The 12,752-nt window shown below is 37.8% G+C and carries 13 protein-coding genes, 3 tRNA genes and 1 pseudogene; 15 read left to right on the forward strand and 2 right to left on the reverse strand.

Translation table 11 applies throughout. The features are described from left to right. Position 1: 1 nt before the first annotated feature. From COD92_RS30745 to COD92_RS30800, 12 genes and pseudogenes are all read left to right on the forward strand, one after another. Positions 2-86 (forward strand) — tRNA-Tyr (locus COD92_RS30745). 5 nt (positions 87-91) lie between these two features. Then, positions 92-167, forward strand: a tRNA-His gene (locus COD92_RS30750). Between the two features lie 62 nt (positions 168-229). Beyond that, positions 230-303: transfer RNA gene (locus COD92_RS30755), tRNA-Gly, on the forward strand. A 216-nt stretch (positions 304-519) separates the two neighbouring features. Continuing rightward, positions 520-621 (forward strand): annotated as a pseudogene (locus COD92_RS33675) (hypothetical protein); the annotation flags it as partial. 241 nt (positions 622-862) lie between these two features. Then, complete coding sequence (locus COD92_RS30765) at positions 863-1,189, forward strand: hypothetical protein (protein WP_098533340.1); 327 nt, start codon at positions 863-865, stop codon at positions 1,187-1,189. Positions 1,190-1,395: 206 nt separating this feature from the next. Beyond that, complete coding sequence (locus COD92_RS30770; RefSeq protein ID WP_098533338.1) at positions 1,396-2,382, forward strand: aldo/keto reductase; 987 nt, start codon at positions 1,396-1,398, stop codon at positions 2,380-2,382. An 82-nt stretch (positions 2,383-2,464) separates the two neighbouring features. Beyond that, positions 2,465-3,286, forward strand: coding sequence for a dienelactone hydrolase family protein (locus COD92_RS30775; RefSeq protein ID WP_098533336.1), 822 nt, complete (start codon positions 2,465-2,467; stop codon positions 3,284-3,286). A gap of 6 nt (positions 3,287-3,292) precedes the next feature. Next, positions 3,293-3,769 (forward strand): GNAT family N-acetyltransferase, encoded by a 477-nt coding sequence (locus tag COD92_RS30780; RefSeq protein WP_098533334.1) that lies wholly within the window; start codon positions 3,293-3,295, stop codon positions 3,767-3,769. Positions 3,770-4,044: 275 nt separating this feature from the next. Beyond that, positions 4,045-5,037 (forward strand): biotin synthase BioB, encoded by a 993-nt coding sequence (gene bioB / locus COD92_RS30785; protein ID WP_098533332.1) that lies wholly within the window; start codon positions 4,045-4,047, stop codon positions 5,035-5,037. A 68-nt stretch (positions 5,038-5,105) separates the two neighbouring features. Further along, positions 5,106-6,026 (forward strand): hypothetical protein, encoded by a 921-nt coding sequence (locus tag COD92_RS30790; protein WP_098533330.1) that lies wholly within the window; start codon positions 5,106-5,108, stop codon positions 6,024-6,026. A 725-nt stretch (positions 6,027-6,751) separates the two neighbouring features. Beyond that, positions 6,752-6,892: a hypothetical protein gene (locus COD92_RS32425; protein WP_176541451.1), complete on the forward strand. Its 141-nt coding sequence runs from the start codon at positions 6,752-6,754 to the stop codon at positions 6,890-6,892. A 190-nt stretch (positions 6,893-7,082) separates the two neighbouring features. After that, positions 7,083-8,207: an NADH-dependent flavin oxidoreductase gene (locus tag COD92_RS30800; RefSeq protein ID WP_098533328.1), complete on the forward strand. Its 1,125-nt coding sequence runs from the start codon at positions 7,083-7,085 to the stop codon at positions 8,205-8,207. Between the two features lie 49 nt (positions 8,208-8,256). On the opposite strand, the gene COD92_RS32430 is transcribed toward COD92_RS30800, so the two are convergent. Next, the gene (locus tag COD92_RS32430) at positions 8,257-8,403 is read right to left on the reverse strand and encodes a hypothetical protein (protein WP_176541450.1); all 147 of its coding nucleotides are present in this window, start codon (positions 8,401-8,403) and stop codon (positions 8,257-8,259) included. A gap of 51 nt (positions 8,404-8,454) precedes the next feature. Further along, a complete protein-coding gene (locus COD92_RS30805; RefSeq protein WP_098533327.1) occupies positions 8,455-8,832 on the reverse strand; it encodes a hypothetical protein in 378 nt (125 codons plus the stop codon). 153 nt (positions 8,833-8,985) lie between these two features. On the opposite strand from COD92_RS30805, the gene COD92_RS30810 reads away from it, so the two are divergent. The 3 genes from COD92_RS30810 (at position 8,986) to COD92_RS30820 (ending at position 12,752) form a co-directional block, all read left to right on the forward strand. Beyond that, positions 8,986-9,855 (forward strand): proline-specific peptidase family protein, encoded by an 870-nt coding sequence (locus tag COD92_RS30810; RefSeq protein ID WP_098533325.1) that lies wholly within the window; start codon positions 8,986-8,988, stop codon positions 9,853-9,855. A 157-nt stretch (positions 9,856-10,012) separates the two neighbouring features. After that, the gene (locus tag COD92_RS30815; protein ID WP_098533323.1) at positions 10,013-11,254 is read left to right on the forward strand and encodes an ATP-binding protein; all 1,242 of its coding nucleotides are present in this window, start codon (positions 10,013-10,015) and stop codon (positions 11,252-11,254) included. Between the two features lie 172 nt (positions 11,255-11,426). Then, on the forward strand, positions 11,427-12,752 hold the full coding sequence (locus COD92_RS30820; RefSeq protein ID WP_098533321.1) for an MDR family MFS transporter: 1,326 nt from the start codon (positions 11,427-11,429) through the stop codon (positions 12,750-12,752).

Raw genomic sequence — 12,752 nt, forward strand, 5'->3', positions numbered from 1 at the left:
TGGAGGGGTAGCGAAGTGGCTAAACGCGGCGGACTGTAAATCCGCTCCCTCAGGGTTCGGCGGTTCGAATCCGTCCCCCTCCACCAGAATGGCGGCTGTGGCGAAGTGGTTAACGCATCGGATTGTGGTTCCGACATTCGTGGGTTCGATTCCCATCAGCCGCCCCATTAATTTTTTTATTTCAATAAAATTAAATTTGATTCTGTTCTTTCAATAATTTTTAATTAATGCGGGTGTAGTTTACTGGTAAAACCTCAGCCTTCCAAGCTGATGTAGTGGGTTCGATTCCCATCACCCGCTCCATTTTTAACCTATAGCTTTAGTAGCTCGAGCGGACGACTTATAACAAAGTTACATAATGATACTAAAAGCGCTTGGAATAGTTTCCAGGTGCTTTTTTGTTTTGATAGAATTTAGAAACGTCAGTGCTTTCATGCTTTTTTGTTTTAAAACAATAATACTTTTTTTTGAAAACTATCATCAATTAATATTCTTCGATAAAGATAGAAAATTAATAGGATGAAGGATTTTTTCAGTAAGTTACTAACAGGGATGAGTATAGGAATTGTATGTGCTTTGATTCCAAATGCATTATTAGGGGAAATTCTTAAATTATTTATTCTATCTTTCGCTGGTTTAACGGAAGGTGGATGGAGTATTAAAAATATTACCATCATGCTGAGTACCTTCTATATTTTACCGATTATTTTGAACCTAGGGCTTATCTATTTATTCGCTAAAAAATTAAAATGATTAAAGCCGATGATTATAAATTACAGTTTGATTAATAAATGAACAACTTTTTCCTCCAATCATCATAAATGTATAAGTGATCTTAATTTTTCCGATTGGAGGAATATTTGTGTATTATGCACGGGTTGTACAATATAAACTGGGAATAGGTCAAAGGGATATAGCTGAAAAGTTAACAAAAGAGTTTGATAAGAAGAGCAGAAAATTAGTTGGATTTAGAGGTAGTGTATACTTTTTCGATGACCCTTCCGGTGAGTATCGGTCATTAAGTTATTGGGATACGAAAGAGGAAGCCGAAGAGGCGCATAAAAAATTATTTCCTGAGCTAGTAGGCAAACTACAAAGCATTACTAAGGAAAAACCCATTGTTAAATTTTATGAAGTCTTTGAGGCAACTGATGACGAAGACCTTATGGCTTCACATATTAAAATCTAATCAATTAAAGAACTCAGATTAAAAGCCAATCGATGGAACTAATCTGGGTTCTTTTCATTTAGCTCACTTTTTTTTGAAAGAGTGCATCTAATGGAAAATTTCTCCTTCATCTCGTATAATCAATATGGTAACATCTTTTAAGTTTCTATATGTTAATCGAAGTTTTGGTTGTTACAGTATTACAACTGAAAAAGAGAGGTTGAAAAATGCAAAAGAGAACATTGGGTCGTAATGGATTGGAAGTATCGGCACTTGGGCTTGGCTGTATGGGAATGTCTGACTTTTACAGTGGAAGAAATGATGAAGAATCTATTAAGACTATTCACCATGCACTGGAATCAGGGATTACCCTTCTAGATACGGCCGATATGTATGGGGTCGGAAAAAATGAAGAGTTAGTGGGACAGGCTATTAGGAATCTCCGTGACCAGGTTGTAATTGCCACTAAGTTTGGTAATGTAAGGGGCAGTAACGGTGAGTTTCTAGGCATAAATGGACGCCCTGAGTATGTTAAACAAGCATGTGAAGCTAGTCTTCGTCGACTAGGTGTGGATTATATTGACCTTTATTACCAGCACCGAGTTGATCCAAAGACACCGATTGAAGAAACTGTTGGAGCGATGGCGGATTTAGTTAAAGAGGGAAAAGTGCGCTATCTTGGCTTGTCAGAAGCCGCCCCTCAAACGATTCAACGCGCCCACAGTATACATCCAATAACCGCAGTTCAAACCGAATATTCCTTATGGAGCAGGGACGTTGAGGACGAAATTTTACCCGTTTGCCGAGAGCTCGGGATTGGTTTTGTACCCTACAGTCCATTAGGAAGAGGATTTTTAACCGGACAGATACAAAAATTCGATGACTTAGCTGAGGATGACTATCGCCGCTATTCGCCTCGTTTTCAGGGTGAAAATTTTCAGAGGAACTTAGACCTCGTTAATAAGATTAAAGAAATTGCCAATGAAAAAAATTGCAAGCCTTCCCAATTAGCACTTGCTTGGCTATTAGCTCAAGGGGAGGATATCGTCCCTATTCCAGGAACAAAGAGGATTCACTATCTAGATGAGAATATCGGGGCATTATCTATTAATTTAACAGAATCAGATCTTGCCCGCATTAATGAGGTAGCTCCTCGAGGCGCTGCTGCTGGGGAACGTTACCCTGAAGCGGGAATGAAGGGTGTTAATCTGTAATTGACAGTAATTGAGAACGATAGGCTCTCTTTACATAGTTAAAGTGAGAGGTTCATTATGACTTGAATGGAGGACTAAATGAATGCCAGTAGAAACAAATTGGGTACGTTATGGGAAGAACCAAGAATATATCGGATACATGGCTAAAATGGATCGAGTCAATGAAAACCTACCTGCTGTAATTGTAATTCAAGAGATTTGGGGAGTAGATGCTCATATCCGAAATATAACAGAAAGATTTGCACAAGCAGGATACCTTGCCTTTGCTCCCGATTTATACGCAGAGAATGCGGAGCGAATGGAAGATTTAAAAGAAGAACGAGTAGTAGAAGTAAGAAGTTTTCTAGATACCCTGCCACATACGTTTTGGAATAACCCTGATGAAAGGGAGCAGGCGATTCGCGAACTTGAAGAAGGAAAACAAAACCGTGTAACCAAGACCTTTGAAAAAATGTTTGGAGGAATCCAATCTTCTGTTTATATTGAAAACCTATTAGCAGCTACTTCTTTTTTACGTAAAGAGTGCGAAGCGTCAAAAGGTCAAGGAGTTGTTTCTATTGGATTCTGTATGGGTGGTGCTCTGTCAGGATTATTAGCCTGCCGCGACCCACAACTAAAGGGTGCAGCGATTTTTTATGGTACCGCACCTTCTGACGAAGAACTAAACAACATTAATTGTCCTTTATATGGCTTTTATGGTGAGCTTGATAAGCGGATTTCAGACAATGTGCCTGCTTTAGCTGATCAAATGAAGAGCAATCAAAAGTCGTTTGATTATCAAATCTATCAAGACACTCATCATGCTTTTTTTAATGATACGAGATCTTCCTATAATGTTTCTGCGGCAAGGGACGCATATCAAAAGGTATTACAATTTTTTAATAACGTGCTGGTTAAGGAATAGTTGGCCGTGAAGGTTACAGTTAAACTAGCTGAGGAAAAAGATGTAGTCACTGCCCACCAACTTATGCTGGAAGCATTTGAAGAATATCGGCATATAGAAGTACCTTCAAGTGCCCTTAAGGAATCACTATCTTCTGTATTTGAAAAATTTTTAAAAGGAACAGAAAAGATACTTCTTTGTTTAATAGATGAAAAACCTCAAGGATCCCTAAGATATAAGGTTGAGGAAGACGCGTTATATTTTATGCGTGTATCAGTGTCACCATCTGCTAGGGGAAATAGACTTGCGACAACCATGCTGAACTGGTTAGAGGAATATGCGCTGCATTTGAATCTTTCTAAACTAAAATGCAGAGTTAGAATGTCTTTACCCAAAAACATTCTCCTGTATGAGTCCCTCGGGTATTTTATTACGAAAGAAGAAACAGTTATTAATCCAAATGGATATGAAGTTAAGACAGTGGTAATGGAAAAAGCCTTATAGTGATGACTTTTAATATATATCAATGAAACGAGGGGGCATAAATCACTCCTCGTTTCATTTTGTCCCTGTGAGAGAAGGACGTTGCCAGGCAGGGATAAAGACAACCAAAATGGGTTGTCTTTTTTTTTGTCCGAAAAATTTAAGCTTTATAACACTTAGTCAACTACTATATTCTGATTGTTAACTTTATCTTATTTTTAGTTGACAATATTAAAGTGAAACTATTATTCTTAAATTATGGTAAAAATTTCTTTTAAAAGTAGGAGGGTGATTAGATGAGCATTTGGAAAGAAATGGCACAGAAAGTAATGGAAGGTAATCAAATATCCAAAGAGGAAGCTTTAAATATTCTTAATTCTTCAGATAAAGATTTGTTAGAGGTTCTACAAGGGGCATATTTAATCAGACACCATTATTATGGCAATAAAGTAAAGTTGAATATGATCGTGAATACAAAATCTGGTTTGTGTCCAGAAAACTGTGGGTACTGCTCTCAATCAAGTATTTCTACAGCACCTATAAAAAAATATAGAATGATGGATAAGGAAGAAATCTTAAAAGGAGCAGAACGAGCTTATCAGCTTAATGTTGGTACATACTGTATAGTTGCTAGCGGGAGAGGTCCAAGCCATAACGAAGTAGAGCAAGTTGTGTCTGCTGTAAAGGAAATAAAAGATAAGTACAATTTAAAAGTCTGTGCTTGCCTTGGTTTATTAAAACCTGACCAAGCAAGAAAACTAAAGGAAGCTGGTGTTGATCGATACAACCATAACCTAAATACTTCAGAAAATCACCATGAAAACATCACTACCTCACATTCATATCAAGATCGAGTCAATACGGTTGAATTGATAAAGGAAACAGGAATCTCTCCTTGCTCCGGAGTCATTGTTGGCATGAAGGAAACGAAAGAAGATGTCGTAGATATGGCATTTAGTCTAAATGCGATTGATGCAGACTCTATTCCTGTTAATTTTCTACATGCCATTGATGGAACACCACTCGAGGGTACACATGAGTTAAACCCAAGATATTGTTTAAAGGTATTAGCCCTCATGCGTTTTGTCAATCCAACAAAGGAAATTCGTATTTCTGGAGGCCGTGAAGTCAATTTACGCAGTCTTCAGCCTCTAGGTTTGTATGCTGCCAATTCCATTTTTGTGGGAGATTATTTAACTACCGCTGGGCAAGAGAGCACGGCAGACCATCAAATGTTAGAGGATTTAGGTTTTGAAATTGAGTTTATAAAAGAGACTACCCAAGCATAGTGAAAACTCATGGTGGTATCAAATGAAAGACAATCAATAAGGATTGTCTTTTTTTGGAGGTAATGATCATGATGTTAGGATTTGCTGCTTTATGGTTATATAATGATGTTAATTACTTTGAAGAAAAATGTACTACTACCGAGAGGAATCAGAAAATGAACATCATTTTATCTTTTTTACATACCTTGCTAATCAGTTTTTTAGAAATGTTCTATCTTGTAGGTGTAATCATAGTCATTGGTTTTATCTTAGGCGCACTTGAAAGGTTATCAAATTCATATTTAGTCCGTACCTTTGGGTCTAGAGGGGTAATGGTGACAGCATGGATTGGAACACCAATTCATGAAATCGGCCATCTTCTTCAATGTTTTATATGGGGACATCGTGTTTCGAGGGTCAGATTACTTCAATTAAATCATCCATCCGGCATTCTTGGTTTTGTTGAACATCATTACAATCCGAATAGTATGTATCAGCAAGTTGGTAATTTTTTTATTGGGCTAGGGCCGATTTTTAGTGGTATCGGCTCATTGATTTTAGGTATGTATCTTTTGGTCCCAGCATCTTTTTTGGCTTTTAAAACAGAATTGCAACAACGTATTAAATTTGAGCGGCTTGATGTTACGGTTTTAAAGACTATTGGCGAATCAGTTTCGGTTATTTGTAAGAATCTTTTTACATTGGAAAATTTAATAAATCCTCTTTTTTGGATTTTTTTAGTTATTGCGTTTAGTATTTCTTCTCATATTGCATTGAGTACGTCGGATATTAGGGGTTCTGCCAGAGGGTTAAGCATGATTTTTTTCATTCTATTCTTGTTTAATATCATTTCTAGATTACTTAATTGGGATACATACGAAATGATCTTCAAACTAACAGGTTATAATGCCTATGTACTTGCTTTTGGGAGTATTGCATTACTGTTTTCCTTTATTACGCTACTTATTAGTATAATCCTTTTTAATGCGAAAAGATTATTGGTCCGATAGATAAAACTAATGTGAGATTTATTCGGACAGTACTAGCAGAAAATCAATGGGAGTTGTCCGAACCCAAGGGCTATTCGGACAACACAGGCAAAAAAATTACGTGGGTTGTCCGAATCCAAAATCGCTTCAGACGGCACAAGTGAGAAATCCCCCCAAAAATTGTCCTAACTCGGTGCCCCATATCAAAATATATTTTGCTTCTGTTCGACAGTGGCACCAATCTGTTTATTTCTACCATAAAAAATCGCAGTCATGAAAAATAGAAAGACTACCAAAACAACACACATTAATTGAAGCCCCATTAAATCCAAAAGAAAGCCTGAAAAGAGGAGGACAATTTGGTATGTGACACGGTCAAGCATATTGCGAAAAGAGAAAAAACGGCCATGAAAATCATTTGGTACCTGGGTTTGAAAAATCAATCGTAATTAATAAGTCATATACAAAAACGATTACTTTAGCTACTGGATTTGGACGATTTGAAATTCAAAACTTGACCTTGATAATGCTGCGAAATATGAAGGAAAGTATCTTTTTGATACGGTTGAAAACTTCAACCATTTTCAGGATCGACTTGTTTTAATTTTTTCGCGGAGGAAACACTGCCGTCACACATTCAAAACTTCAGCATTTAAGAAAGTCAGGAATCACGCATTAATTGGATGAGTATTTTTTTAAAAGTACAGCAAAATAAGAAGGTGATTTCTTAACAAGGAGGATTTTTAATGTCAAAAGATAAGCAAACACCTTCAACTGAAGTTGACCAAAAGAAACTATTAAATGATAAAGTGGAAAAAGCTCGTCAAAACAATTTTGAGGATGATCACATTCGAAAAGTGACCGTAAGTGGAGCCCAAGGCGAATAATAGAGAGCATAAGAATAGTATCAAAAGCAGAATTTCATTTTAAGATGATTTTCTGCTTTTTTATTGCTTAAGAAGTAAGGGAAAATTTTATTTAGAATGCCTCACAGACATAATCGGTAAACTAAACCTTGTTGATACTTGTCGTCCAGGCAATTATTTGTAAGCTGGAGCAATTAAAGGGGGATTATTGATGAATTCAAAATATGCACCATTATTCGAGTCGTTTACATTTCCGAGCGGAGTAGAAGTTAAGAACCGCGTTGTTATGGCACCGATGACTAATTTTTCATCCAATGCTGATGGGACGGTGACAGATGCAGAGGTAAAGTATTACGCTAGACGTTCAGACGGTGTGGGGATGGTGGTTACCGCATGTACCTATGTAACAGCAAATGGAAAAGGATTCCAGGGTGAATTTGGCGGGGATCGCGATGAACTAATCCCTAGTTTAAAGCAGGTTGCAACTGCAATCAAAGAACAAGGCGCAAAGGCCGTATTGCAAATTTTTCATGGCGGCAGACAGTGCCCGCCTGAATTAGTGCCGAATGGAGAAATTGTCAGTGCAAGTGCTGTCCCAGCTGAAGGAAACGGGAAACCAGTTCCGAGAGAATTAACGGACCAAGAAATCGAATCCATTATTCATGATTTTGGTGAGACGACTCGGCGGGCTATTGAAGCAGGTTATGATGGTGTCGAAATCCATGGTGCAAACGGCTATTTGATTCAGCAATTTTTCTCGCCTCACTCCAATCGACGCGAGGACAGGTGGGGAGGAAGCATCGAAAAGAGGCTTACTTTTCCGTTAGCGGTAGTGGATGAAGTAAAAAAGGTGGCAGCGGAGCATGCAAAAGCACCTTTCATCATCGGCTATCGTTTTTCACCAGAGGAGCCGGAAACGCCAGGTATTACGATGGCTGAAACTCTAGTACTGATTGATGCACTTGCTGACAAAAATTTGGATTATCTGCATGTCTCTTTACAGGAATTCTGGTCTAAACCAAGGCGTGGAGCGGAGGATTCTCGCGCGCGGATTGAAATTATTCAAGAACGGGTCGGAGATAAAGTTCCAGTAATCGGCGTTGGTTCTCTTTATACGGCAGATGATGTACTGAAGGCTTTCCAATCGGGTGTACCATTCATTGCTATGGGACGTGAATTGATCATCGATCCGGATTGGGTTCAGAAGGTACAAGAAGGACGTGAAGCAGAGATTATAACGAAGATTGATAAAAGTAAACAACAGGACCTGGTAGTGCCAGACCCACTTTGGCAAGCAATCATCCACTCACCGGGATGGTTCCCAGGGATCGAATAGCTGAAAAGGCATCCCATAATTTGGGATGCCTAAAATTCCATCTCTGGAATTAGGAGTACTGATTATCGCTATCGGCATCATTGCTGTTAATCATTTCTTTCACATCCTGTGAAATTTTATCAAATGTTTGGTTGACCCTATCCATTATTTCCTCATTGTTTGTTGTCACGGTATTTTGATCATTGTTTTTTTCCATTCGATTCACCTCCATTCTTATCGTTTGTAAAATAGCCTTGGTTTATTACGATTACTGTTTGTATTCTGCCTGATATGAATTTTCTCCAGCATGTACCGATAATAATGTATCTGCATAACCGACTAATCGATTAATAATTTCATCCGAAATTCCATAGACAAGCTGATGGAGGTCTTTGTTATGCAAAGCTGGATCATCAAAAATAATGGTGGTGTTAATAAAGATCTCTTTCGTGCCTAATAGATTGTAATGAATGATGGTTTTCCCTGCAGCACCGCCCGTTATGGGGTCTTTATAGTTTGGTAAAAAGATATACCATTCTTCTGCAGAGGGTGAGCGGAAATTTTTCGTAAAGGTCATCCCTGAAATTTCATCCTCTATTTGTTTCTTTGTTTGACTACTAATTACTTCCACAATGTTATCCTTCATGACGATTCCTTCTTTCAGACCAGTCCTATAGATTTAACATTCCCCACTTTTCCATATCCCTTACAAAATAATGGAAAGGAATTATTATTAAATAGTAGAATAGTAAAGAAAAGGATCCACAAAAAAGTGATAATACTTGTAGGGAGAGATTGTATGTATGAAGAGGGATTAATTGAAGTAACTGGAGGAAGAGTTTGGTATCAAAAATTTGATCAAAACGGAAAGGGAACACCTTTGGTTGTTTTACATGGCGGGCCTGGGTCCTCATGTTTTTCATTACAAGGACTGAAGGAACTTAGCAAGGATCGACCAGTCATCTTATATGATCAATTAGGCTGTGGACGTTCGGACCGGCCAACGGATAAAAGCTTATGGCGAATTGAAAGATTTGTAGAGGAATTAGCCCAAGTGCGGACAGCGCTAAACCTTGATGAAGTACATATTCTTGGTCATTCTTGGGGAACAACACTTGCTGCGGCCTATGCTTTAACACAGCCAGTTGGGATAAAGAGTATTATTTTTTCGAGTCCCTGCCTCAGTGCACCATTGTGGGAGCAAGACCAGAAACGGAACCTTAAGGAACTTCCAATTGAAGTACAAGAGACCATCAAACGCTGTGAAGAAAATGAAACAACAGACTCAGAAGAATTTGAAGCGGCAATAGAGGTATTTAGTAAACATTTCGTGAATCGGTTGGAGAAAATGCCAGAATGGCTCGAGAAAAGACCGCACGAATATCGGAATTCTGAAGTCTATAACATCATGTGGGGGCCGTCCGAGTTTACCGTTCTCGGTAATTTGAAAGAATTTGATTGCACTCCACAGTTAAAGGACATCACCTGCCCAACGTTGTATACATGTGGACGGTTTGATGAAGCAACACCTGAAACCACAGAGTATTATAGCAGTTTGTCACCCAATTCCAAGTTTCATGTATTTGAGAAAAGTGCCCATATGGCCTACATCGAAGAACCAGAAGAGTACCTAAGCGTAATGGGAGATTTCCTAAAATCAATCGCTTGACAATAGCAGAGGTTTATTTAGCAGCTTGAGTATATCAAGCTGTTATTTTTATAGGGAATTTTCGATAATATTGGAGAATCGTAGAGGATAAAGTAGTTTTTTGGCGAATATACTCCTAAAGAGCTACTATTCTTGAACTATAATAGAGGGAATAAAGATGAAAAGAAAAGGTCAACTCATTCTGGTTTCTATATCCATTGTTTTTACGATTTTTCAGAAACTTACAGATCAACACGATTTACTTACCTTAGACTTTTTTATTTTTACCATAATTGCTTGGTTTGTCGGGTGGCAATATGATAAAGCACGCTACTATGAGAAAAAAGCCCGTGCCAGTGAGGAGAGTTATAAGAAATTAATCGATTCGTTGCCTCAGCCGGTCTATATTACACAAAATCATCGCTTTCTATATGCAAATAATGCTGCTGTCAATATGGCTGGCTTTGCTCGTAGAGAGGATATGATTGGAAAATACTTATTTGACTTTATTCTTCCTGAGTATAAAGATCGGTTAATGGAAAGATTTAAACAAATCAATAAAGAGAAAAGTCCAGTTACCACTATCGAATACAAGGCCAAACGATTAGATGGATCCACCTTCTTTTTCGAAGTAACCTCCTTATTTATTTCATATGGCGGTGAAAAGGCAATTTTATCGATGGGAAAAGATATTACTGATCGAAAAGAACAAACGGAGAGCCTTCTGCAAAAATCTGAAAAGCTGGCCTTGTTAGGGCAAATGGCTGCTGGCATTGCCCATGAAATCCGCAATCCACTCACTTCGATAAGAGGGTTTATTCAACTATTTAAGTCCCATCACCTAAAAGATGAATACTTTGATATCGTATTATCAGAACTAGATCGGATTAATGCCATTGTTAGTGAATTTCTGGTATTAGCCAAACCAACGGCAGCCGTATATAAGGAATGCGATATAACGGAATTACTAAATGATGTTGTGACCTTAATTGGTACCCAATCTATTTTAAATAATGTGGAGATAGCAGTCGAATATGAAACGGGTCTGCCAATGGTTAGCTGTGAAGTGAATCAATTAAAGCAAGTTTTTCTTAATCTTTTTAAAAATGCAATTGAAGCCATGCCGAATGGTGGAAATATTGTAGTTAACGTGAAGAGAAAGAGTGCAGGTCAAATTGCGATCCAGATTATTGATGAGGGAGTCGGAATACCAAAAGAAAGACTTTCGACGCTTGGTGAACCGTTTTATACGACAAAGGAAAAGGGTACCGGACTCGGCCTGATGACTTGTTACAAAATCATCGAGAGTCATCATGGTATCCTTGATATTCAAAGTAAAGTAAATAAAGGTACAACAATTGAAATAATACTACCATCAATCTCCCAGACATTGTTGAAAATTGAATCAATTAAAATATAACAAACTATATATTAAAAGAAGATGGCATTTATTAAGGCTCTAACCCTATGGTTAGGGCTCTTTTTCTTAATTTGAGTCCTTTTTACTAATAAAAATAATAGATATTTTGCTATAATGGTAAATGCACCTATTTTTTTATTTGTCAAAAAAAGGGAGCGAATAGGGGGTTTTTATGAATAGAAATAAATATGTTTTTTGGGGCCTTGTCATAACGACTCTAATTTCAGCACTCGATGCGAATATTATGCAAACAGCAAGCCCAACCATTGTTAAGCAGCTTGGTGGAATGGAGTTGTTTGCCTGGGTTTTTTCGGTTTATATGTTAGCAAGTACTATTACCGTGCCGCTTTATGGGAAACTTTCTGATATGTATGGTCGAAAGAAACTTTTAATGATTTCAGTTGGATTATTCACCTTTGGTTCCATTCTGTGTGGTATGGCCAATTCGATGGTGATGCTAATTGTCTTTAGAGGAATTCAAGGACTGGGTGCTGGCGGGATGGTTCCACTTTCGATGATTATTGTTGGAGATTTATTTACGATTGAACGGCGCGGAAAAATTCAAGCCGTTTTTAGCAGTATTTGGGCCATTTCTTCTGTTGTTGGTCCCATTTTAGGATCCTTTTTTGTAGAAGCGTTAACATGGAGATGGATTTTCTTCATAAATATTCCGATCGGAATTGCAACTGTCTTATGTTTAATTCCATACAAAGAAACTACTGAATTTCGGAAGGCCCATATTGACTACAAGGGATTTTTCTTATTTGGGATTTCAATTGCACTTTTACTATTGTCCACCAATGTCAGCAAGCCGTTTTGGTATCTCGTAATTGGCTTTATTGGGATGCTTGTTTTTGTGTTGGTCGAAAGAAAGGAAGAACAACCTTTTTTACCGGTTTCTCTATTTAAAAATAAAGGTATTCTAAGAACGAATCTTTTTATGTTATTTTACTGCCTTTCCTTTTTCGGTACTTCGAACTTTATTCCATTGTTTTTACAAGAAGGCCAGCATATGAGTATTTATAAAAGTGGATTGATCCTATTAAGTATTGCGGCCGGCTGGATGTTTGGCAGTACCCCGGCAGGGAAATGGATTATTCGTTTTGGCTATAAACCTTTATTTATAGTTGGCAGTTTTATTACGACTATCTCTGGACTTTTGCTTTATCTATTTATTAATGACATATCCTATCTTGTTTTGTTTTTAATTTTGACTATCCAAGGGGTGGCATTTGGCTTGTTGTTCGCAGTTGGAACGATTGCGTCTCAAGAGTTTGCAGAAGCCCATATCAAAGGTATGTCGACCTCTCTGCAGATTTTTCTGCGAAACATCGGGACATCTGTTGGGGTGACCATAATGGGGTTACTCATTAACCAAGCGGCTAATATTAGTATTGGGATGAAAAATGTGTTTTTTTATGCACTTCTTTTGAGTTTAGTTACTGTTGGGATCAGTTTTATCATTCCAGTGAAGACTGCTGCGGCGGTAGGGAAGTAA

Source organism: Bacillus sp. AFS037270 (genome assembly GCF_002585305.1).

Excerpts from the sequence above, each read along its gene's own strand:
- COD92_RS30775 (WP_098533336.1), top strand. The coding sequence starts at position 2,465 with ATGCCAGTAGAAACAAATTGGGTACGTTATGGGAAGAACCAAGAATAT.
- COD92_RS32430 (WP_176541450.1), bottom strand. The coding sequence starts at position 8,403 with ATGGAAAAAAACAATGATCAAAATACCGTGACAACAAACAATGAGGAA.
- bioB (WP_098533332.1), top strand. The coding sequence starts at position 4,045 with ATGAGCATTTGGAAAGAAATGGCACAGAAAGTAATGGAAGGTAATCAA.
- COD92_RS30810 (WP_098533325.1), top strand. The coding sequence starts at position 8,986 with ATGTATGAAGAGGGATTAATTGAAGTAACTGGAGGAAGAGTTTGGTAT.
- COD92_RS30805 (WP_098533327.1), bottom strand. The coding sequence starts at position 8,832 with ATGAAGGATAACATTGTGGAAGTAATTAGTAGTCAAACAAAGAAACAA.
- COD92_RS30800 (WP_098533328.1), top strand. The coding sequence starts at position 7,083 with ATGAATTCAAAATATGCACCATTATTCGAGTCGTTTACATTTCCGAGC.
- COD92_RS32425 (WP_176541451.1), top strand. The coding sequence starts at position 6,752 with ATGTCAAAAGATAAGCAAACACCTTCAACTGAAGTTGACCAAAAGAAA.
- COD92_RS30790 (WP_098533330.1), top strand. The coding sequence starts at position 5,106 with ATGATGTTAGGATTTGCTGCTTTATGGTTATATAATGATGTTAATTAC.
- COD92_RS30770 (WP_098533338.1), top strand. The coding sequence starts at position 1,396 with ATGCAAAAGAGAACATTGGGTCGTAATGGATTGGAAGTATCGGCACTT.
- COD92_RS30815 (WP_098533323.1), top strand. The coding sequence starts at position 10,013 with ATGAAAAGAAAAGGTCAACTCATTCTGGTTTCTATATCCATTGTTTTT.
- COD92_RS30820 (WP_098533321.1), top strand. The coding sequence starts at position 11,427 with ATGAATAGAAATAAATATGTTTTTTGGGGCCTTGTCATAACGACTCTA.